Genomic DNA, 20,370 nt, shown 5'->3' with positions numbered 1-20,370 from the left:
ATGAAAACCACTCTCCCCGCTCTCCTTCTTGCGACAGCTATTCCCGTCGTAGCCCAAACGACTGCCTCCAAGCCCGCGGTTCATCACACGACGACCTCTGCAACAGGCGTGCATCACACCGTTGCGAGTCACTGCTCTGTGACATTGCCGGTGATGTCGGCGAAGATTCCAGCTCTGCCCGCAACCGCGCCCAAGTGCCCTTCGATCGAGTACCAGCTGACCTACATCGACACCAAGATCGGTGAAGGCGAGCTGGCGACCTCCAAGAAGTGGTATACGGTCCATTACACGGGCTATCTTCCCGATGGCACAAAGTTCGACTCGTCCGTGGACCGCGGCGAGCCCATCACCTTTCCCTACGGCGCGCATCGCGTTATCACCGGATGGGACACTGGCTTTGAGGGCATGCGCGTAGGCGGCAAGCGTCGCCTGTTCGTGCCGTATGAGCTTGCTTACGGAGAAGACGGTCATCCGCCGGTGATTCCGGCGAAGTCGCTGCTGATCTTCGATGTGGAGTTGGTTGGCCAAAGCGCAACGCCGCCGGCTCCTCCTGCTGCTCCGAAGCCTGCTGCACCCGCTGCAGGAGCTGCAACTCCCGCTCCTGCTGCCAAGCCGACGACCAGCGAGCCAGCTCCTGGAGCCGAGCCGAAGACGACGCCAGCTCCTGCTCCAAGTGGCGCTCCAACATCGACTCCGCCTTCGGCGCCGAAGCAGTAGGCAAATCAGTAAGTCGAGAGCCCTGCGTCGAGCATCTGAGACGCAGGGCTTTTCTGTCCGCACGCGGCAAGCCCTTTGTCACTACACTTATATTTATATGCTTTCGCGCCTCAGCCCGCTCTTTCCGTACCTTCGCCGCTACACGCAGAGCTTTCTTCTGGGCGGCCTCGCGCTCGTGGTCTACAACGCCTCCAAAGCGATGATTCCGCTGGTCATCGGCGGCGCGATGAGCGACATCCAGCACGACCTTTCAGCCAAGAAAATCGAATATCACGCGCTTCGGTTGCTCGCGGTGGCGATCATCGCCGGAGTGAGCCTGTATCTGACACGGCAGATCATCATTGGCGCGTCGCGAGAGATCGAGTTCGACATCCGCAACGACCTGTTCAGCCATCTCGAAGCGCAACCGCCTGACTTCTTCCAGCGTCATCGCACGGGCGACATCATGGCGCATTCGACGAACGATCTGAATGCAGTGCGTCAGCTTCTGGGTCCGGCGATCATGTACTCGTGCAACACGATCGTCTTCACGGCGTTTGCGCTGCCTTTTATGCTGCGCATCAGCCCACGACTGACGCTATTTGCGTTCCTTCCGTTGCCATTTGCTTCCGTGCTGGTGCAGTACTTCGGCGCGAAGATTCATACGCGCTTCGAGCGGATTCAGGCGATGTTTTCGGACATCTCCGCGCAGGCCGAAGAGAACTTCTCCGGCGCTCGCCTGATCCGTGCCTTCGCGCAGGAAGAGGCCCAGATCGCGGCCTTCGAGACCTCCAACCAGGAATATATTCGTCGCAGCCTCATGCTGGCTCGGCTGATGGCGATGCTTTGGCCAACGCTGGAGTTTGTACTGGGTATTTCGATCATGCTAACGCTGCTGGTTGGTGGACACGAGATTGTGAATCACCGCATTACGGTTCCTCAGTTCACGACCTACATCGTTTACATGGTGCAACTGACCTGGCCGATGATCGCGATTGGCTGGGTTGTAAACCTGGTGCAACGCGGAGCAGCTTCCGTAACGCGCATCGATAACCTGATGAAGGAACAGCCGAGCATCGATGACAGCGCGGCTGTTCTGCCGGCAACCGCGCCGATTCGTGGCGAGATCACGCTACGCGATCTGACGTTCAGTTATCCGACTGGACCTGCGGTGCTGAAGGACATTTCGCTGGAGATTCCTGCGGGATCTTCGTTGGCGATTGTGGGCCCGACTGGAAGCGGCAAATCGACGCTCGTTTCGCTGATTCCGCGCTTATACGACGCTGCGAATGGAGCGGTGCTGATCGATGGTCGAGCGATTACGGATTATCCGCTGAGCGCGTTGAGGACAGCGATTGGGTTTGTGCCGCAGGAGACGTTCCTGTTCTCGACAACGATTGCGGACAACATCGCTTTTGGCGACGTGAAGCAAGGACAACATTCCGAGGCAGAGATCGAAGCTGCTGCGCGCACAGCGCATATTGCGACGGAAATTCTTGAGTTCCCTGCTGGTTTCGAAACGGTTGTTGGCGAACGCGGGATGACGCTTTCTGGTGGGCAGAAACAGCGAACGGCGATTGCTCGTGCGGTGTTGCGCGATCCTCGGATTCTGATTCTGGATGATGCGCTGGCGAGCGTCGATACTTATACGGAAGAGCAGATTCTAAGCGGGTTGCGCGAGGCGATGCTGGACCGAACGACAATCCTTATTGCGCATCGCGTCTCAACTGCGAGGAATGCGGATCGAATCGCGGTTCTGATTGATGGCAGGATTGCGGAGATTGGCTCGCATGACGAGCTAGTTAGCTCTGGTGGTTATTACAGCGACTTATACGAGAAGCAGTCGCTGGAGGAAGAGATCCTCACTGCCCAGTAGCCCCCCCTGCTTTGGGGACAAAGTATTGATTCCCAAGGGAATCATGCCTGTGGGCGGGCAGCGAAATCGGCAAGGTCTTGTAAACAAAGGGGTAGTCCCACCGGGAGTATCGGACAATTTGGAACCCCTTTTGTTTGCAACATCCCTTGAGGCTGGTGAGAGATCCACCCTGCCACGAGCCTGGACGTGCAACGCCATGGAAGGCCTGGGCATTTACACTCCGACCATGCGACTTCTACCGATTTTCCTGCTTTTTCTTGCTCTCATGATTAAAGCCAACGCTCAATGGGAGATTCAGCATTCCGGGACGACGGCCAGCCTGCGGGGGATCGATAATGTGGGCGGTGGCGTGGCGTGGGCTTCGGGGACGGGTGGGACCGTGCTGAAGACGGAGGATGGCGGGAAGCACTGGCAGGTATGTGCGGTGCCTCCGGGGGCGGAGACGCTCGACTTTCGTGGGGTGCAGGCGTTCGATGCGAAGACGGCAATTGTGATGTCGAGCGGCAAGGGGGACCTGTCGCGGCTGTATAAGACGACGGATGGATGTGCGACGTGGAAGCTGGTGTTTACGAATCCAGATAAGGATGGGTTCTGGGATGCGTTGCAGGCTAGAGATCAGGATCAGTTAGAGATAGCGGGCGATTCCGTGGATCGTCCACTTGTGAACGAAAAAATGGGGCATATCCTTCCTGTATGGAAATACAATGAAGGCGACGATCCAGCCGGAGACCTGTCAGATCATTTCTTCGAGCTGGCCGCGTTGTCTGGCGAGAGCGGCTTTGCAGGAAGCAACTCAACATTGGTTTTGGGTAGCGTTCCTAAGCGCGATCCTGTCTGGAACTATCAATGGTTAGCTACGCAGACTCCAGAGCACTCTTATATCCATCGAGAAGCCGAAGAAGACACCCCAACTTGTGAGCCATGTCGAGGAGAACGTCTTCGAGTTGAAACCCCAATGAGCCAAGGGAGCGAAAGCGCTGGGATCTTTTCCTTGGCTTTCCGCGAAGATCGCATCGGCATCGCCGTCGGGGGAGACTATAGGAAACCGAATGACCCGACTAAGACGGCTTCTTACTCCGTAGATACTGGAAAAAACTGGGTGCTCGCTGTGCGCTCTCCTCACGGCTACCGTTCTGCTGTCGCCTACGATGCAAACGCAAGAGCATGGATCTCAGTTGGCCCAAACGGGACGGATGTTTCCTTCGATGATGGAAAGAACTGGAAGCCGTTGACGCCGGGTGCGGGAGAGACTCTGGGGGCGGATAAGGATTGGAATGCGCTGTCGCTTCCCTTTGTGGTGGGGCCTAATGGCAGGATTGGGGTGCTGAGGGATAGGGTGCTGAAGTAGCGTTCGGGTGGGAAGGGGCGGGCGGTATGGGGGAATGTGGGCGCTGCCGGGGTTCTTCGGCTGCGGTTGGCGTAAGGCTGCCAACCTTCGCTCAGAATGACGGGGCGGTGGGGTGGATGGGCGATTGTCGCGAAAACAGGATCGTGCAGCTTGGCGAACTTTGGACGTCACCGGCCAGTTTAGAAGAAGCAGATTCCCTGCGGGAATGACGAACGAGAGCAGGTTCCAGGACCTGGAGATGGTCACAGGCGGGGTGTCTAAAGACGGATGACTTTTGGCATGGATACGGGCGGCTTGGGCGGGATTACACTCCGTGCATGAAAACTGTACGTCTTGCTTCTTGTTTGATAGCTTGCTCTTTCTTTGCGACGACGGTTCGGGCCCAGTGGGAGATGCAGCGGTCGGGCACGACGGCGGAGTTGCGTGGGATCGATAACGTGGGGGCGGGGGTGGCGTGGGCCTCCGGCAGCCAGGGCACGGTGTTGCGGACCGAGGATTATGGTGAGCACTGGGAGCACTGTACCTCGCCTGCTGCGGGGACGACGTTTGCGGCGGATTTGGACTTTAGGGGCGTGCAGGGGCTGGATGCGAAGACGGCGATCGTGATGGCCAGCGGGCGTGGGGGCTTGTCTCGTCTGTATAAGACCAGCGATGGTTGCAGGACTTGGCGGCTGGTGCTGGCAAACACGGACAAGGACGGTTACTTCGATGCGCTGAAGATGACGCTGCCGCTGATCAGCATGAGGCCCGGGGTGAAGCAATATCAGGGGCGCGTGATTGGCGATGCGGTGCGCGGCAAGTTTGCGCGGTATGAGACGACCGACAGTGGCGAGCACTGGACGAAGATCGGCAGCGATCAGGTCGAGTCTCCGGCGGCGGAGGATGGCGAGGCGATCTTTGCGGCGAGCAACTCTTCCCTGCTGTATTTTCCGAATGGCAGTGAGCTGTTTGTGACGGGCGGGCTGATCGGCGCACGCAGCCGCGTGATTGCCGAGACGATCAAGATGGGCAAGCACACGATGAAGTATGTCGGCGGATATATTCCGGTGTCTTCGGGGACGGAGGATACGGGGGCATTTTCGGTGGCGATCAAGTCGGAGGGTGGCGGAGCTCCGCATGTGGCGCCGGACAACAAGGAAGAGGTGCTGTATGTGGACAGCGGTGTGCTGGTGACGGTGGGCGGCAATGATCTTAAGCCGGAGTCGACGAAGGGGACGGCGGCGTTCAGCACGGACAGCGGGGTGCGGTGGACGGCGGCGACGACGCCTCCGCATGGGTATCGGTCGGCGGTTGCGTACGATGACATGACGAAGATGTGGATTGCGGTGGGGCTGAACGGCACGGATGTTTCGGTGGACAATGGCCGCGACTGGAGCGCGCTGATGCCTGGGCAGGGCGATGCGCCGGATGCGGACAAGAACTGGAATGCGCTGTCGTTGCCGTATGTGGTGGGGCCGAAGGGGCGGATTGGCGTGCTGAAGACGCAGAGCCGGATGCTGCTGGCGACCGGGCAGTAGGCGGTGTGTGGTCGGTTGCTAATGCCTGCTGGCTGATAATAGGGCGATGACGATGAGCGACGGAATCACGATCTATGCGGCTACGGGGAATGCTGGAAAGCTGAGGGAGTTCAGCGAAAGTGCCAGCGGGGATGGCGTGACGGTGCTGCCGGTGCCGGGGCTGGCAGCGATGCCGGAGCCGGTAGAGGATGCGGCGACGTTCCTGGGGAATGCGACGCTGAAGGCGGTGGCGTACTCGCGACTGGCGCGGGAGGCCGAAAGGCGCAGCCTGATGGTGTTTGCGGATGACTCCGGGATTGAGGTGGATGCGCTGGGGGGCGAGCCGGGGGTGCGGAGCGCTCGGTATGCGGAGGATGCGGGGTTCGGTGCGGACTCGGGGCTTTCGAAGGATGCGAGGAACAATGCGCTGCTGCTGGAGCGGCTGAGCGGCGCGGGGAGGGTGCCTAGGTCGGGGAGGTTTGTGTGTGCGCTGGTGCTGGCGAAGGATGGCGAGGTGCTGCTGCGGGCGATGGGGTCGTGCGAGGGCGAGGTGCTCGACGCACCGCGAGGGGAGAATGGGTTTGGGTATGACCCGCTGTTTCTGCTGCCGGAGCTGGGGTTGACGATGGCGGAGCTGTCGGGCGAGGAGAAGTGGCAGATATCGCATCGGGGGAATGCGTTTCGGAGTCTGCTGGACCAGTTGAAAGTGACGAAGCTTTAGGGTCTAGATATCGCACAGCCGCACGATTATCGACGAGCGGCGAGAGACTTCGCTTGACCGCGCTATTTTCGGGGTGGAATCATCACAATGCCAATACGTTACGCCTGAGGTTGGCGGCGAACGTCGGCAAAGATTTGTGAGGAGCCCCCAGTATGGCCGCAATCGCACCTCCCGCTCCAGCTTCAAACCCCCATTCCGGTAGCAAGCGTAGGGGCGTCCAGCCGCTACGCGCGGGGCAGGGCCACGACTTTCTTCTGCGTCGCCTGCACTCGCTGACAGGGCTGCTGCCTATCGGCGCGTTTTTAGTCGAGCACATCGTTTCGAACTACGAGGCCGTGAACGGGCCGCTGGCGTATGCGCAGCAGGTGAAGTTCCTGAACGGGCTGCCGCTGGTCCGCGTGCTGGAGTGGGCGTTCATCTTTATCCCGCTGGCTTATCACGCGCTGTATGGCGTGTACATCGGCATCCGCGGTCGCAGCAATGTGAATGTGTATCCGTGGGCCGGGAACTGGGGCTACTACGCGCAGCGAATCACGGGCTACATTGCGTTCGTGTACATCTGCTATCACCTGTACAGCCAGCGCTTCAGCGGCGTGAGCCTGCCGGAGCATCCGGGGGCGGCGTTCCACAAGGTGCAGATGGAGTTGCAACATCCGCTCATCCTGTCTGCCTACGTGATTGCGATGGTCGCCACGTGCTGGCACTTTGCGTACGGCATCTGGCTGTTCGCAGCGAAGTGGGGCATCACGCCAGGCAATGTGGCTCGTAAGCGGTTTGGGTATGTGTGCGCGGCGGTTGGCTCGGGCCTGTGCGTGCTGGGACTGATCGGGATGTTTGCGTTCCTGAATCCTAAGTATGCGAACGCGCCGGATGATGTGATGCCGGAGCAGCCTGCGGGGATTGTGTTGCCTGCGCCGAATGTGGCTCCGGCGGGGAGTACGAATCCTAGTCAGCCGGGTGAGGTTCGATGACATGTTCAAGCTTCGCTTTATGCAAGCATTCAGTTTGCTGCTATTGTTCTGCCTGATTTCCGGCACGTACTTAGGATTGCGAGATCGGGCATATATCCCTACTGCGATTGGAATGTGTGTGAACGTTATGTGGCTGTACGGAGCCCAAGCAGCGATTCGCAAGCGGAAGCAAAGCCTGACGAACAGCGATGCAGACTCGAATATGGTGGTCGAACCTGTGGCCGTTAGACTCGAACCACGAGAAGTAAAGAAAGCGATGCTACCTGTTTTAGCTATCTTTGTTGCCGTTCTGCTCGTCGATGTGACTTTGTTTGTATCGAACCGAGTGCCGCCACAGATTTTCGCTTGGCTTGTAGTAGGTGAAGCCGCCTTGACAACCATAGTTCTAACTTGGCGCCTGAATAAGGCACACAAGCTGAAAGGTTAGGAAGCCAGCATGGCAGCAGCACCACGCATCATCGTTATCGGAGGAGGCCTTGCTGGTCTCTCGGCGGTCATCAAGATTGCTGAGGCTGGCGGTACGGTCGACCTGTTTTCCATCGTGCCTGTGAAGCGGTCGCACTCGGTGTGCGCGCAGGGCGGCATCAATGCGGCGAAGGACCTGAAGGGCGAGGGCGACACCGTTCTGAAGCACTTTGACGACACGGTCTACGGCGGCGACTTCCTCGCCAACCAGACGCCGGTGAAGAACATGACCGCGCAGGGACCGGCGATCATCGACCTGCTGGACCGCATGGGCGTGCCGTTCAACCGCACGCCTGAGGGGCTGCTGGACTTCCGTCGCTTTGGCGGGACGCTGTATCAGCGGACGGCGTTTGCTGGAGCGACGACGGGGCAGCAGCTGCTGTATGCGCTCGATGAGCAGGTGCGCCGCTTCGAGAGCGAAGGCAAGGTAAAGAAGTACGAAGGCTGGGAGTTCCTGTCGGCGGTGCTGGATAACAACGGCGTGTGCCGCGGCATCTGCGCGATGGACCTGCGGTCGATGGAGACGCGGACGTTTGCTGCGGACGCGATCATTGTGTGCACCGGCGGCAACGGAGCTATTTTTGGAAAGTCCACGAACTCGGTGGTCTGCACGGGCAGCGCGCAGTCGGCGCTGTATCAGCAGGGTGCGTTCTATGCGAACGGCGAGTTCATCCAGGTGCATCCGACGGCGATCCCCGGCGAGGACAAGCTGCGGCTGATGTCGGAGTCGGCGCGTGGCGAAGGTGGTCGCGTGTGGGTGCCTCGCGACAAGAACGACAAGCGCGCCGCGCAGTCTATCCCGGAACCGGACCGTTGGTACTTTCTCGAAGAGCGCTATCCGAAGTATGGCAACCTGGTGCCCCGCGATATTGCGACGCGCGAGATCTTCAAGGTGGTGTACGAAGACGGCATGGGCATCGACGGGCAGCCCATGGTGTATCTCGATGTGAGCCACCTGGCCCCCGAGAAGCAGCACAAGCTTGAGGGCATTCTTGAGATTTACGAGAAGTTTGTCGGCGACGATCCGCGCAAGGTGCCGATGAAGATCTTCCCCGGTGTGCATTACACGATGGGCGGGCTGTGGGTGGATTTCAACCAGCAGACGAACATCCCCGGCGTGTTTGCGGCGGGTGAGGCGGACTACTCGATCCACGGAGCGAACCGGCTCGGTGCCAACTCCCTGCTGAGCTGCATTTATGGCGGCTTTGTGGCTGGGCCGCAGGCGATGGCGTATACGAAGAATCTGCCCGCGCAGGTGGGAGACGGCGGTCATGCTGCAGAGCTGAAGCGTCAGAACGAGAAGAACTCGGCGCTGCTGAACAACAAGGGCACGGAGAACCCGTTCAAGATCTGGCGCGAGCTGGGCGAGAACATGACGAAGCACGCGACGATCGTGCGCTACAACGCCGGGCTGGATGAGGCGGATGCGAAGATCGTCGAACTGCTGGACCGCTACAAGAATGTGAACCTGAGCGACAAGAGCCAGTGGGCGAACACGAGCTTTGCTTTTACGCGCCAGCTGTACAACATGCTGGAGCTGGCACGGGTGATCGTGAAGGGCGCGCGGCTGCGGGACGAGTCTCGTGGAGCGCACTATAAGCCGGAGTTCGCGGAGCGCAACGATGAGAGGTTCCTGAAGACGACGAAGGCCGCGTTTGTGGATGGCGCGCCCAGCATCAGCTACGAAGAAGTTGATACGCAGTACATCACGCCTCGGCCAAGGGTTTATACGAGCAGCTAACTGGGTGTGCCGCAGGGAGCGAGAAGCAGATTCCCTGCGGCAATGACAAACAGGAAAGACAGAAGCAGATCTACTGCGGGTATGACAAACAAGGGTAGTCAGGAGTTTGCTATGACAGAGCGCACGATCAAGGTTGAAGTAAAGCGGCAGTCTGGGCCTGACGCGAAGGCGTTCACCGAGACGTTCGAGATTCCGTATCGGCCGAACATGAACATCACGTCGCTGCTGGGTGAGATTGCGCTGAATCCGCGCGCGATCAATGGCGCGGAGAGCACGCCGATCACGTATGACTCGAACTGCCTGGAAGAGATCTGCGGCAGCTGCGCGATGCTGATCAATGGCAAGGCGATGATGGCCTGCTCGGCGCTGGTAGACAAGCTGCTGGGCGCTGTTGAGCATGGTCAAAAGCCGGACCTTTCAAAGACGATCACGCTGGCGCCCCTGTCGAAGTTTCCGGTGGTGCGCGATCTCGCGGTCGACCGTTCAGTGCTGTTCGAGAACTTGAAAGCAGTGAAGGCGTGGGTGCCGATCGATGGCACGTACGACCTCGGCGCAGCGCCGCGGCAGCATCCACAGATTCAGGAAGAGCGCTATCCGCTGTCGAACTGCATCAGCTGCACGATCTGCATGGAGGTCTGCCCGCAGTTCAACGATGTGACCGGCTTTGTGGGCGCAGCGACGATTGCGCAGACGAAGCTGTTCAACATGGACCCGGCCGGCTCGGTGCTGAAGGAAGAGCGGTTGCGTGCGCTGGCGGGCGATGGCGGTATTCAGGAGTGCGGCTTTGCGCAGAACTGCGTGCAGGCGTGCCCGAAGCAGCTACCACTGACCGAAGCCATCAGTGATATTGGCCGCGATGTGTTTATTCAGCAGGTGAAGGATTTCTTTACGCATTAGGCATCGACAAAATGCTTGATGCTATCTGCTTGTCGAGCGTACTCTGTGAGCATGACTGAGCTTGTCTTCAACGTCACGCAGGAATCCGATGGAGGTTACGTGGCTGTGGCTGTCGACCACAGTATCGCCACACAAGGCGACACGTGGGACGAGCTCTGCTACATGGTGCTGGATGCTACACGCGGGTACTTTTACGACTCAACACCGCCGGACAAGATACGTCTCTTCCTCCATGTCGAGCAGGTGCTGGCGGTTGCGTGAAGACACCGCGTGATATCTACGGTCGCGACCTGGCAAACCATCTTGTGCGATTGTGGCAGTACGTTGAGGATCGACAGCTTGGAAGTCACATCATCCTGAGAACGGATGAACCGACCGGCCAGACTTTGCCCATACCAGCACACAAACCCCTGAAGACCGGTACCCTGTCTGCCATCGTTCGCATGGTCGCAGACCACAAGCAGGTATCTCGAAAAGACATATTGCAAGGTTTTTAGACTTCACACCTTGCGGCATCCTACGTGCTACATAAGTTCAACCACAGGAGAAACACAAGATGAGCACCAGCATCAAGAGTATTGACCTTGTAGACGCACGCCGCATTATCGCGGCAGCTACGAAGAAGGCCGAAGAGATCGGCCAGCCCATGAACATTGCCGTTGTGGACGCGGGTGGCAACCTACTGGCGTTTGAGCGCATGGAGAATGCCTGGCTCGGCTCGATCGATATTGCGCAGAAAAAGGCGTTCACGTCGCGCGCGTTCGACATCACGACAAAAGATCTGGGTGCAAATTCGCAGTCCGGCGATCAGTTCTTTGGTATCCACGCATCGAACAATGGAAAGATCATGATCTTTGCTGGTGGTATTCCGCTGAAGCAGGATGGCGTAGTGGTGGGCGCTGTAGGCATCAGCGGCGGTAGCGGTGAGCAGGACCACGCTGTGGCTGAAGCTGGAGCTGCCGCTCTCTAACGACGTACGCAAAAATGCACGCACAAAAGCCCCGCACAATGGCAGGGCTTTTGTGTATTCGGGGCCCGACTTCTACAACTACTTAGTAAACTCTGAGGTTCCGGGTACGTTGCCCTTGTCATTGTTGATGCGCTTTGCAGCGCGCTCGGCGCCTTCGTTTGCAAGGTGTTCGACCTTCTCAGAATCCGTGCCACCCGGCTTCATTCCTGCGGTGTCGGGGGCTTCCACTGAAATGTTGGTGTTGCGCGTCGTGCTCGTGTTGGGACTCACTTCGACAGCCATAATTGCACCTCTGCATAGTAGAGATGGTGTTCGGAGGAGTCGCGTTGTCTGATGAGGTGTGAGATTGCCGATTGATACAATCAAACCTCTCAGGATGGATGCAGACTCAGTCATGACAAACCTCGGACAGCTCAGCGACAAGTTTCTTGTTATCGACGGCCATGCCGATACGCCTCAACGGTTTGTGGATGAAGGGTGGAACTTCAGCGATCCGCTGCAGGGTGGGATGATTAACCTGGAATCGGCGATGGCGGGGGGGCTGACGGCGGAGTTCTTCGCTATCTGGGTCGACCCGAAGGAGTGGGGCGGGCGGTATGCGCAGCGCACACTGCAGTTGATCGAAGGCGTGCGAGAGCAGGTGCAAAAGCATCCGGAGACGATGAGGCTAGGGCTGAACGCTGCCGATGTGGTGAAGGCGCATGAGGAAGGGGTCTTCTGCGCGCTGATGGGGATTGAGGGTGGGCACTCGATCGAGAACAAGCTGGAGAACCTGCGAGAGTTTTACAAGCTCGGCGTGCGCTATATGACGCTGACGTGGTCGAACTCGAATGAGTGGGCGGACAGCTCGGGAGATCTGGACGATGCGAGTGTGACTCATCATGGCGGGCTGAGTACGTTTGGTCGCGAGGTGGTGCGCGAGATGAATCGCCTGGGCATGATGGTGGATGTCTCGCATGTGTCCGATGCGACGCTTGCGCATGTGCTGGAGACGACGAGCGTGCCGGTGATTGCTTCGCATTCTTCTTCTCGGGTGCTGACGGACACACCGCGCAATCTGACGGATGATCAGCTACGCGCAATCGCGCGGAACGGTGGCGTGGTAATGGTGAACTTCTACCCGCCGTTCATCGATGAGGCCTGGACGAGGGCGTGGCTGCGGAAGATTCCGGAGCGCGATGCGATGCGTGCTACAGTGTCAGCTCCATATCGCGATCGTGGAGAGCCGGTTCCCTTCACCGTGACGGTGGCTGCGGACAGGGATTTTTATGAAAAGCATCTGCGGGTGACGTTGCCACTGACACCGCTAAGCACGCTGGTGGACCACCTCGATCATGTCGCGCGGGTGGCGGGCGTCGATCACGTGGGCATCGGTTCCGATTTCGATGGCATCCAGTTTCTGCCAGAGGGATTGGACAGCGCGGCGGACCTGCCGAAGATTACGGACGCGCTTGTGGAGCGCGGCTATACCACCGAGCAATTACAAAAGCTGCTCGGCGGTAATCTGCTGCGTGTCTTCGGCGCGGTGCAGGCTGCGGCCGAATAACTCTATTTATCTGCGAGGATTTCCATCTTCTCGATCTTGATCTCGTTCGAGAAGAGTTCGCTGGCGTTCGCCATGAGCGCCTTGGCGATCTCACCATTGAGGTGTGCGTCGCGTCCGGCCTCGTCGTCAAAGGTATCGAAGACACCATACACCCCCGGGCCCATCTTGACGCCGTACCAGGTGACGGTCTTCGGCTCGTCGTGGCTCATCACCGCGCCCTGCTTCAGGAAAGCTTCTACATCGTTCTCTTTGCCGGGCTTAGCCTTCAACATCACCCAGATCGCCTTCGTTGCCATCGCTTCTCCTTTGAATCACTTTGATGCTTGTAGTGAGAGTACGCTTCTATGGTGCTGGCGGATGTGCAGACTTCCCTATCGCTCCCGCGGTGCGCTAAGCTCTTGCGGTCAGAGATTTGAGCGACGGGGAGTTTTGTGCAACGAATCTTTCAGATTGTCATCTTTGCTGCGGGGCTAACGGCTACGGCGTCTGCCCAGGACTGGCAGCTGGGTCCGTTCACACGACCGCTGGATGTGCCCGTCATCAGCCCGAATAAGGCGTCTATCTTTCTCGATCCGATCTCGCAGAAGCCTATCCACTGGGAGGCGCTGCATACGTTCAACCCGGCGGCGACGATCGCCCCGGATGGCTCTGTGGCGGTGGTGTATCGCGCGGAAGATGACAGCGGCGTGATGGGAATCGGTGGCCACACGTCGCGGCTGGGGCTTGCAACGAGCAGCGATGGGCTGCACTTCAAGATGCGGCCCGCGCCTGTGCTCTATATGGACAACGATGCGGAGAAGTCGCATGAGTTTCCAGGCGGCGTGGAAGATCCGCGCATTGTGCAGGCTCCGGATGGCAGCTACGTGGTGACCTATACGCAGTGGGCGCGCGATCGCGGAACGTATACGATCGGAATTGCGACGTCGAAAGATCTCGTGCACTGGACCAAGCATGGGCCTGCGTTCGACGCTGCGGACGGCGGCCACTACAAAGCGCTGATGTATAAGTCCGCGGGCATCCTGACGGAGCTGCGTGGGGACCGGCTGATCGCGGCGAAGCTGCATGGCAAGTTCTGGATGTACTGGGGCGAGATTCAGATACGGCTTGCTACGTCGGACGATCTGATCAACTGGACGCCGGTGGTCGATCCTGCAACGCATGAGCCACACGTGCTGCTGGCAGCAAGGTCGGGACATTTCGATAGCGGTTTTCCGGAGACAGGACCGCCGCCGGTGCTGACGTCACAGGGCATTGTGATGCTTTATAACGCGAAGAACTCGAACCCGGAGGATACGATTCATTCTTTGCAGGGAGACCCTGCGATTGCAGCGGGAGCGTACTCGGTGGGGGAAGCGCTGTTTTCTGCTGACGATCCGACGAAGCTGCTGGCGCGGACCGATCAGCCTGTCTTCAAGCCCGAGCGGCCGTATGAGCGCACGGGGCAGTATGCCGCGGGTACGACATTTGCCGAGGGGCTGGTGCCTTTGCATGGCAAGTGGTTTCTCTACTACGGCACTGCGGACTCGTTCGTAGGCGTGGCGACCGCTCCGATGAAGAAGTAGACGCGCAGCTTTCTCCATTGGCTCGAATGGAGTAGCCTTGAAGGTGGAATGAAGACCGCTACCCTCCCTCTCCGTACCTTTCTCTGCACGCTGGCGGTTGTCCCTTTCAGCAGCGTGCTTTATTCACAGACGACCCAGTCCCCCGCTGCCTTGCCTGACGCGCCTTCGGCCGTGGCACAGGTGGCACCGCCTGCAGTTCCTACCGGCCCCACGGTGCTGTTCGACACAAGCATGGGCCGCCTGACGTGCAAGCTCTTCAGCAAGGAAGCACCAAACACGGTTGCCAACTTTATCGGGCTGGCGACCGGCACCAAGCCCTACACCGACCCGGTAACGAAGGACCCCGGCAAGGGGCCGTTCTACGATGGCACCACCTTCCATCGCGTTATCCCCGGATTCATGATTCAAGGCGGCGACCGCGCGGGGAACGGCACTGGCGACGCCGGTTACTACTTCGAGGACGAGATCACACCCTCGCTGCGCTTCGATGTGCCGGGACGCCTGGCGATGGCGAACTCGGGACCGAATACGAACGGGTCGCAGTTCTTTATCACCGAGGCGGAGCAGCCGGAGCTAAACGGCAAGTACAACCTGTTCGGCCAATGCGATCCGCACTCGGTGTTGATCGTTGCGACGATTGCCCGCGTGGATCGGAATGCTGAGGACAAGCCACAGACACCGGTCATTTTGAAGAAGGTGACCATCGTGCCGGAAGGTCAGCCGATTCCTCCCGATCCGCTGGCAGCGCCCACTGCGCCTGGTACGCCCACAACTTCTGCCGCGCCTACCCATTAGGAGCGCAGCAGCCGCATCTTACCCAACACGAGTCGAAGTCAGGCTCACAACAGAAAGACAGGAGAACCCATGGCTACCACCGCAACCTTCAAGACATCCGAAGGCACCATCGTCTGTAAGCTGTTCGAAGCAGAAGCACCTGAAACAGTGAAGAACTTCATCGAGCTCGCCGAGGGCACGAAGAAGTGGGACGCGCCCGGCAAGAAGGGCGACAAGCTCTACGACGGCACGATCTTCCATCGTGTGATTCCCGAGTTCATGATCCAGGGCGGCGATCCGCAGGGCTCCGGCATGGGTGGCCCCGGTTACAAGTTTGCCGATGAGACCAAGGGCAGCCCGCACCACTTCAAGGCTCCCGGCAAGCTCGCGATGGCGAACTCCGGCCCGAACACGAATGGCAGCCAGTTCTTCATCACCGTCACCGACACGAGCTGGCTAACAGGCAAGCACACGATCTTCGGCGAAGTGACCGAAGGTTATGACATCGTCGAGAAGATCAGCAAGGTGCCTCGCGACGGCATGGACCGCCCGAAGACGCCGGTGGTGCTCGAGAGCGTCACGATCAACCGCGATTAACTTGCTCGCGCATAGAAAAACAGAAGCCCCGCCGATGAGCGGGGCTTCTGTTTTTGCTGGCTGATTCAGCAAGCGGTAACGTCAGGCTACACTAATCACCGTGCAGAGTTCTTTTACCGCGGCGGCACTCTTGTTCAGCGCGGCCTGCTCGTCTTCGGTGAGTTTGATCTCGATGATCTTTTCGAGACCCTTGGCGCCGAGCTTGCAGGGTACGCCGACGTAAAGCCCGTCGATGCCGTACTCGCCCTGCAGATAGGCGGCGCAAGGGAGGACCTTCTTCTTGTCCTTGAGGATGGCTTCGACCATCTCGACCGCAGCGGCGCTGGGGGCGTAGTAGGCGGATCCGGTCTTGAGGTGCTTGACGATCTCGGCGCCACCGTTAGCGGTGCGCTCTTCGAGGGCCTTCAGCTTCGCAGGCTCGATCAACTCCGTGATGGGGATGCCTGCCATCGTGGAGTAGCGCGAGAGCGGCACCATGGTGTCGCCGTGGCCGCCGAGCACAAAGGCGGTGACGTTCTCAACCGAACACTCGAGCTCCTGCGCGATGAAGGTGCGGAAGCGGGCGGAGTCGAGCACACCAGCCATGCCGATGACGCGTTCGCGAGCGATGCCGAGCTTTTTGAATGCGGTCTGCGCCATGGCGTCGAGCGGGTTGGAGACGATGATGAAGATCGCGTTGGGCGAGGCGGCGAGAGCCTTCTCTGCCACGTCGCTCATGATCTTGAAGTTAGTGTTCAGAAGGTCGTCGCGGCTCATGCCTGGCTTGCGGGCGATGCCCGCCGTGATGACGACGATGTCCGAGTTGGCGGTATCGGCGTAGTCGTTGGTGCCGATCAGCGACACGTCGCGCTTCTCAATGGGCATCGCCTGTGCGAGATCGAGCGCCTTGCCCTGCGGCACGCCTTCTATCACGTCGATGAGAACGACGTCCGCCAGTTCCTTTGCTGCGATCCAGTGTGCTGCCGTTGCGCCGACGTTGCCGGCACCTACCACTGTTACCTTCTTGCGCATCTTGTTGTCTCTCCACTGAGAAAATCTGTGTCATCTCGACCCCTTCATGATATGCGCCGGAAAGAGCGACTGGACAGCAGCAGCCGATAAACGCACCTGCTGTTCGATTTCGCAACACTACGGCTGCAAAGAGTAAGAGCCAGCCCGAAGGCTGGCTCTTTCTGCTGCAACGCGGCGGAGGTTAGAACTGGCCCCAGAGGAGCTGGTTGTAGACCTCGTGATGGAACTGAATCTCGCAGGCCTTGATCTGCGTACCGAGCAGACGCGGGCAACGGTCGGCGGATGCCTGCTTCAGCTCTGCGTAGCGCTCCTTCACATCGGCACCGAGCAACGTGTCGTTCCAGGTACCGGCGCGGAAGTCTTCGAGGGCGGTGTAGATGTTGTCCGGCAGGTAACGCTCAGCCTGACGCAGGTTCTTGATCTTCGCGATGTGGCCGTCGAGGCCGGTCTTGAAGACCGTGTAGAGCACGATGTAGGGGTTCGCATCCGGACCGACGGAGCGGACCTCGACACGCGCCGACTTCTCGTTGCCAATGGGAACGCGCACCATGGAGCCGCGATCTGTGGCCGAAGCCTTGATCTGGTTCGGAGCTTCAAAGTGCGGATCGAGACGACGGTAGCTGTTGACGCTGGCATTCAGCAGCAGGCAGATATCGTTGCCGTGGGTGAGGATCTTGTCGATGAACGTCCATGCTAGCTTGGAGATCTTCTCCTGGCCATTGGGGTCCCAGAACAGGTTCTTGCCACCCTTGGTGATGGACACGTTGGTGTGCATGCCCGAACCGTTTACGCCGGTGACAGGCTTTGGCAGGAAAGTCGCCGTCATGCCCATCTGCGTCGCAACCTGGCGACAGATCAGCTTGTAGAGCTGGATCTGGTCGGCAGCGGTGACGACGTCGCCATAGGTGTAGTTGATCTCAAACTGGCTGGGAGCGACTTCGGGGTGATCCTTCTCGTTCTCGAAGCCCATCGCGCGCTGCACTTCAGCGGTGGTGTCGATGAACTCGCGGAGCGGATCGCCGGGCAGCGAGTGATAGTAGCCACCCTGGTTGGTGTACTCAAACTTGCCGAGGAGCGGGTAGTTGCGCTCTGCGTCGATGCCTTCGAAGAGAAAGCCTTCGATCTCGTTGGCGGCGTTGAGCGTGTAGCCATTCTTCTTGAACTGCTGGTCGGCGTAGTCCTTGAGCACGCCGCGCAGATCGCCTGAGTAGTGGTCGCCGTTCTTGTCGATGACCTCACCGAAGATGAGGACCTTGCCTGCACCGAAGATGTCGGCGGGAACCCAGTAGAACGCAGCCCAGTCGAGACCGAGGCGGAGATCGCTCTCCTTCTGCGCGGTAAAGCCGCGGATGGAGCTGCCGTCGAAGGTGAGGTTGTCGTAGCTCTTGACGAGGAACTTCTTGTCGTAGTCGAGCATGTGCAGGCGGCCTTCGAGATCCGAGAACAGCACGGTCACGGCCTTGATGCCGGGGGTGTCGTTCAGGTAGGCGAGGCGCTCTTCGCGGATGATGTCGATCGACACGCGCTTCTTGCGCTGCTCTTTGGCCTTCAGGTTGAGCTCTTCCAGCTCTTCGTACGACAACTCAAGAAAATTGCGAAATTCGCTCGACATGTTGCTCCTTCTTTAGCAGCAGACTGCTGTGGTTTTGGATAAGTTCTGCGGTGGTCCGAAGCTCTTCCCGGTCGCACTGAAAATGGGTTGTCTTAAACGTAGCAGATGCCCATGTAAAAATTCCATATATCCGCGCGGCGAATCTGCATCCCGGCGCATCAGGGCTTGTCTAATACACTGGTATAGACAGAACGAATCGCACCCATGAAAAATACAACTACCCGTGTCGCCCTGATTCAGATGTCCTGTGAGCCTTCCCTCGAGGCCAACCTCGCCAAGGCTGTTGCCCGTGTGCGCGAAGCCGCCGAGAACGGCGCCACGCTGATCTGCCTGCCAGAGCTCTTCCGCGCGCAGTACTTCTGCCAGCGCGAGGAGCATGAACTCTTCGGCATTACCGAGTCCATTCCGGGGCCTTCCACGAAGGCGCTGGCTGCGGTGGTGCGCGAGCATAAGATCACGCTGGTGGCGAGCCTGTTCGAGCGCCGTGCGCCGGGCCTGTATCACAACACCGCGGCCATCATGGACCACGCGGGCGATCCGGCGAAGGACTACATCATCGACGTGTATCGCAAGATGCACATTCCGGACGATCCGCTTTATTACGAGAAGTTCTACTTCACGCCCGGTGATCTTGGATTCAAGGCGCAGCATACGTCGGCTGGGCCCATTGGCACGCTGGTGTGCTGGGACCAGTGGTATCCAGAGGGCGCTCGCATGACCGCGCTGAAGGGGGCGGAGACGCTGTTCTACCCCACTGCGATCGGCTGGCACCCCAGCGAGAAAGAAGAGTTTGGCGAGCGTCAGTACGACGCCTGGCAGACGATCCAGCGCGCCCACGCCATCGCGAACGGAGTGTGGGTGTGCGGCGTGAACCGCGTGGGGCATGAGCATGGCGACGTGATCTGGGACGACGCCGATGGCCACCACGACCTCAAGGGGCCGGAGGGTGCAGGCCTCGAGTTCTGGGGCGGCAGCTTCATCGCCGATCCCTTCGGCCGCGTGATTGCGAAGGCCTCGCATGACAAGGAAGAGATTCTGTACGCGGACCTCGACAGCAAGGAAGTCGAGATTACGCGGCAGCACTGGCCGTTCCTGCGGGACCGCCGGATCGATGCGTATGACGGGATCGTGAAGCGGTTTCTCGACTAACTGCCATCAACTTAGACAAAGCCGCCGTCGATCACGTAACTCTGGTTCGTGATGGCGGCGCTGTCGTCTGCGGCGAGGAACAGGACCAATCGTGCGACCTCGTCCGGCAGGATCAGTCGCTTGAGCGCCTGCCGCGAGAGGACTTCGGCGGTGTAGGCCTCCGTGAGCCAGAGACGCTGCTGGCGTTCGGTCTGGATCGCACCCGGAAGCACTGCGTTGACGCGAATGTTTTCCGGGCCAAGCTCGTGCGCGAGCGTGCGCGTCATACCGACGATGGCGGCCTTGGCTGTGGCGTAGACCGGAACGCCGGTGGACGGGATCAGCCATGCGATGGAACTGAGGTTGATGATGGAACCGCGGCCCAGCCGTCGCATGCCCGGCAGAACTCCCTGGCAGAGAAAGAACTGCTGCTTAAGGTTGACCGCCATCAGCGAGTCCCAGAGCTCAGGCGTGACCTCGTCGAGGCGATGGCGCGTGTCGTTGCCAGCGTTATTGACCAGCACCTCGATGTCTCCGAGGTCCTGCTCGATCGTTGCGATCGCCTGGCGCGTGGCGGAGAGATCCGTCACGTCGCAGGAGAAGAATCGCGGGGCGTGAGGGGCGGAGCTGCTGAGCCGCTCGACGAGAGCCTCGCCGGCCTGCTGCTGTAGGTCGAAGAAGGCCACGCGCGATCCCTGCTCTGCGAAGGCTTCCACGAGAGAAGCGCCGATGCCGCTTGCGCCACCGGTGACGAGCACTGTGCGGTCCCTAAGGCTGGGATAGGTTGCGAACGGAGAGGGCGCGGACGGATTCGATGGAGTCATAGGCGTGGAAGCACCAATCTATTGGACTGGGCAAGGATGCACAACCGCCGGGGACGTTTGACGGTTTGGGAGTTGACGGCTTTTTCATTTCCAACAGGAAACAATTTCCCAAGGCATATCGTCTCCGTGTATAAA

22 protein-coding genes are annotated in these 20,370 nt (G+C 59.4%); 17 read left to right on the top strand and 5 right to left on the bottom strand.

The window, feature by feature from the left end:
* From OHL14_RS14005 to OHL14_RS13950, 12 genes are all read left to right on the top strand, one after another.
* On the top strand, positions 1-717 hold the full coding sequence (locus OHL14_RS14005) for an FKBP-type peptidyl-prolyl cis-trans isomerase (protein WP_263379975.1): 717 nt from the start codon (positions 1-3) through the stop codon (positions 715-717).
* A gap of 97 nt (positions 718-814) precedes the next feature.
* Positions 815-2,572, top strand: coding sequence for an ABC transporter ATP-binding protein (locus OHL14_RS14000; RefSeq protein ID WP_263379974.1), 1,758 nt, complete (start codon positions 815-817; stop codon positions 2,570-2,572).
* A gap of 196 nt (positions 2,573-2,768) precedes the next feature.
* A complete protein-coding gene (locus OHL14_RS13995) occupies positions 2,769-3,920 on the top strand; it encodes a beta propeller repeat protein (protein ID WP_263379973.1) in 1,152 nt (383 codons plus the stop codon).
* Between the two features lie 317 nt (positions 3,921-4,237).
* Positions 4,238-5,437 (top strand): beta propeller repeat protein, encoded by a 1,200-nt coding sequence (locus OHL14_RS13990; RefSeq protein ID WP_263379972.1) that lies wholly within the window; start codon positions 4,238-4,240, stop codon positions 5,435-5,437.
* Positions 5,438-5,489: 52 nt separating this feature from the next.
* Complete coding sequence (locus OHL14_RS13985) at positions 5,490-6,137, top strand: non-canonical purine NTP pyrophosphatase (RefSeq protein ID WP_317890422.1); 648 nt, start codon at positions 5,490-5,492, stop codon at positions 6,135-6,137.
* Positions 6,138-6,289: 152 nt separating this feature from the next.
* Positions 6,290-7,108, top strand: coding sequence for a succinate dehydrogenase (locus tag OHL14_RS13980; protein ID WP_263379970.1), 819 nt, complete (start codon positions 6,290-6,292; stop codon positions 7,106-7,108).
* Position 7,109: 1 nt separating this feature from the next.
* Positions 7,110-7,535 (top strand): hypothetical protein, encoded by a 426-nt coding sequence (locus OHL14_RS13975; RefSeq protein ID WP_263379969.1) that lies wholly within the window; start codon positions 7,110-7,112, stop codon positions 7,533-7,535.
* 9 nt (positions 7,536-7,544) lie between these two features.
* Positions 7,545-9,314 carry a succinate dehydrogenase flavoprotein subunit gene (gene sdhA / locus OHL14_RS13970; protein WP_263379968.1) on the top strand — a complete coding sequence of 590 codons (1,770 nt, stop codon included), beginning with the start codon at positions 7,545-7,547 and terminating at the stop codon, positions 9,312-9,314.
* A gap of 111 nt (positions 9,315-9,425) precedes the next feature.
* Positions 9,426-10,211, top strand: a complete 786-nt coding sequence (gene sdhB / locus OHL14_RS13965; protein ID WP_263379967.1) for a succinate dehydrogenase iron-sulfur subunit — start codon at positions 9,426-9,428, stop codon at positions 10,209-10,211.
* Between the two features lie 51 nt (positions 10,212-10,262).
* Entirely contained in the window at positions 10,263-10,472 is a 210-nt protein-coding gene (locus OHL14_RS13960; RefSeq protein ID WP_263379966.1) for a type II toxin-antitoxin system HicB family antitoxin, read from the top strand.
* On the top strand, positions 10,469-10,708 hold the full coding sequence (locus tag OHL14_RS13955) for a type II toxin-antitoxin system HicA family toxin (RefSeq protein ID WP_317890421.1): 240 nt from the start codon (positions 10,469-10,471) through the stop codon (positions 10,706-10,708). The genes OHL14_RS13960 and OHL14_RS13955 overlap by 4 nt, the downstream gene beginning before the upstream one ends.
* A gap of 59 nt (positions 10,709-10,767) precedes the next feature.
* Complete coding sequence (locus OHL14_RS13950) at positions 10,768-11,181, top strand: GlcG/HbpS family heme-binding protein (RefSeq protein WP_263379965.1); 414 nt, start codon at positions 10,768-10,770, stop codon at positions 11,179-11,181.
* Positions 11,182-11,259: 78 nt separating this feature from the next.
* On the opposite strand, the gene OHL14_RS13945 is transcribed toward OHL14_RS13950, so the two are convergent.
* Complete coding sequence (locus tag OHL14_RS13945) at positions 11,260-11,463, bottom strand: hypothetical protein (RefSeq protein WP_263379964.1); 204 nt, start codon at positions 11,461-11,463, stop codon at positions 11,260-11,262.
* A 112-nt stretch (positions 11,464-11,575) separates the two neighbouring features.
* Here OHL14_RS13945 and OHL14_RS13940 point away from each other — a divergent pair, with 112 nt between their 5' ends.
* A complete protein-coding gene (locus OHL14_RS13940; protein WP_263379963.1) occupies positions 11,576-12,727 on the top strand; it encodes a dipeptidase in 1,152 nt (383 codons plus the stop codon).
* Positions 12,728-12,729: 2 nt separating this feature from the next.
* On the opposite strand, the gene OHL14_RS13935 is transcribed toward OHL14_RS13940, so the two are convergent.
* Positions 12,730-13,023 carry a putative quinol monooxygenase gene (locus OHL14_RS13935; RefSeq protein WP_263379962.1) on the bottom strand — a complete coding sequence of 98 codons (294 nt, stop codon included), beginning with the start codon at positions 13,021-13,023 and terminating at the stop codon, positions 12,730-12,732.
* A gap of 135 nt (positions 13,024-13,158) precedes the next feature.
* Here OHL14_RS13935 and OHL14_RS13930 point away from each other — a divergent pair, with 135 nt between their 5' ends.
* The 3 genes from OHL14_RS13930 (at position 13,159) to OHL14_RS13920 (ending at position 15,660) form a co-directional block, all read left to right on the top strand.
* Positions 13,159-14,289 (top strand): glycoside hydrolase family 130 protein, encoded by a 1,131-nt coding sequence (locus OHL14_RS13930; protein WP_263379961.1) that lies wholly within the window; start codon positions 13,159-13,161, stop codon positions 14,287-14,289.
* Positions 14,290-14,337: 48 nt separating this feature from the next.
* Positions 14,338-15,084: a peptidylprolyl isomerase gene (locus tag OHL14_RS13925; RefSeq protein WP_263379960.1), complete on the top strand. Its 747-nt coding sequence runs from the start codon at positions 14,338-14,340 to the stop codon at positions 15,082-15,084.
* A 69-nt stretch (positions 15,085-15,153) separates the two neighbouring features.
* On the top strand, positions 15,154-15,660 hold the full coding sequence (locus OHL14_RS13920; RefSeq protein ID WP_263379959.1) for a peptidylprolyl isomerase: 507 nt from the start codon (positions 15,154-15,156) through the stop codon (positions 15,658-15,660).
* 81 nt (positions 15,661-15,741) lie between these two features.
* Here the strand turns inward: OHL14_RS13920 and mdh are convergent, their stop codons facing one another.
* Entirely contained in the window at positions 15,742-16,671 is a 930-nt protein-coding gene (gene mdh / locus OHL14_RS13915) for a malate dehydrogenase (RefSeq protein WP_263379958.1), read from the bottom strand.
* Positions 16,672-16,852: 181 nt separating this feature from the next.
* Positions 16,853-18,283 (bottom strand): glutamine synthetase family protein, encoded by a 1,431-nt coding sequence (locus tag OHL14_RS13910; RefSeq protein WP_263379957.1) that lies wholly within the window; start codon positions 18,281-18,283, stop codon positions 16,853-16,855.
* Positions 18,284-18,487: 204 nt separating this feature from the next.
* On the opposite strand from OHL14_RS13910, the gene OHL14_RS13905 reads away from it, so the two are divergent.
* A complete protein-coding gene (locus tag OHL14_RS13905) occupies positions 18,488-19,432 on the top strand; it encodes a carbon-nitrogen hydrolase (protein WP_263379956.1) in 945 nt (314 codons plus the stop codon).
* Between the two features lie 11 nt (positions 19,433-19,443).
* Here OHL14_RS13905 and OHL14_RS13900 read toward each other — a convergent pair whose 3' ends face one another.
* Positions 19,444-20,235: an SDR family NAD(P)-dependent oxidoreductase gene (locus OHL14_RS13900; protein WP_263379955.1), complete on the bottom strand. Its 792-nt coding sequence runs from the start codon at positions 20,233-20,235 to the stop codon at positions 19,444-19,446.
* Positions 20,236-20,370: the final 135 nt, after the last annotated feature.

Origin of the sequence: Granulicella paludicola, assembly GCF_025685545.1 — a bacterium.
GTDB lineage: Bacteria > Acidobacteriota > Terriglobia > Terriglobales > Acidobacteriaceae > Granulicella > Granulicella paludicola.
The sequence above is the reverse complement of the archived record's forward strand: the minus strand, read 5'-3'. Positions and strand labels throughout refer to the sequence as shown.

Coding starts and splice junctions, on each gene's coding strand:
- OHL14_RS14005 (WP_263379975.1), top strand. CDS start 1: ATGAAAACCACTCTCCCCGCTCTCCTTCTTGCGACAGCTATTCCCGTC.
- OHL14_RS14000 (WP_263379974.1), top strand. CDS start 815: ATGCTTTCGCGCCTCAGCCCGCTCTTTCCGTACCTTCGCCGCTACACG.
- OHL14_RS13995 (WP_263379973.1), top strand. CDS start 2,769: ATGGAAGGCCTGGGCATTTACACTCCGACCATGCGACTTCTACCGATT.
- OHL14_RS13990 (WP_263379972.1), top strand. CDS start 4,238: ATGAAAACTGTACGTCTTGCTTCTTGTTTGATAGCTTGCTCTTTCTTT.
- OHL14_RS13985 (WP_317890422.1), top strand. CDS start 5,490: ATGAGCGACGGAATCACGATCTATGCGGCTACGGGGAATGCTGGAAAG.
- OHL14_RS13980 (WP_263379970.1), top strand. CDS start 6,290: ATGGCCGCAATCGCACCTCCCGCTCCAGCTTCAAACCCCCATTCCGGT.
- OHL14_RS13975 (WP_263379969.1), top strand. CDS start 7,110: ATGTTCAAGCTTCGCTTTATGCAAGCATTCAGTTTGCTGCTATTGTTC.
- sdhA (WP_263379968.1), top strand. CDS start 7,545: ATGGCAGCAGCACCACGCATCATCGTTATCGGAGGAGGCCTTGCTGGT.
- sdhB (WP_263379967.1), top strand. CDS start 9,426: ATGACAGAGCGCACGATCAAGGTTGAAGTAAAGCGGCAGTCTGGGCCT.
- OHL14_RS13960 (WP_263379966.1), top strand. CDS start 10,263: ATGACTGAGCTTGTCTTCAACGTCACGCAGGAATCCGATGGAGGTTAC.
- OHL14_RS13950 (WP_263379965.1), top strand. CDS start 10,768: ATGAGCACCAGCATCAAGAGTATTGACCTTGTAGACGCACGCCGCATT.
- OHL14_RS13945 (WP_263379964.1), bottom strand. CDS start 11,463: ATGGCTGTCGAAGTGAGTCCCAACACGAGCACGACGCGCAACACCAAC.
- OHL14_RS13940 (WP_263379963.1), top strand. CDS start 11,576: ATGACAAACCTCGGACAGCTCAGCGACAAGTTTCTTGTTATCGACGGC.
- OHL14_RS13935 (WP_263379962.1), bottom strand. CDS start 13,023: ATGGCAACGAAGGCGATCTGGGTGATGTTGAAGGCTAAGCCCGGCAAA.
- OHL14_RS13925 (WP_263379960.1), top strand. CDS start 14,338: ATGAAGACCGCTACCCTCCCTCTCCGTACCTTTCTCTGCACGCTGGCG.
- OHL14_RS13920 (WP_263379959.1), top strand. CDS start 15,154: ATGGCTACCACCGCAACCTTCAAGACATCCGAAGGCACCATCGTCTGT.
- mdh (WP_263379958.1), bottom strand. CDS start 16,671: ATGCGCAAGAAGGTAACAGTGGTAGGTGCCGGCAACGTCGGCGCAACG.
- OHL14_RS13910 (WP_263379957.1), bottom strand. CDS start 18,283: ATGTCGAGCGAATTTCGCAATTTTCTTGAGTTGTCGTACGAAGAGCTG.
- OHL14_RS13905 (WP_263379956.1), top strand. CDS start 18,488: ATGAAAAATACAACTACCCGTGTCGCCCTGATTCAGATGTCCTGTGAG.
- OHL14_RS13900 (WP_263379955.1), bottom strand. CDS start 20,235: ATGACTCCATCGAATCCGTCCGCGCCCTCTCCGTTCGCAACCTATCCC.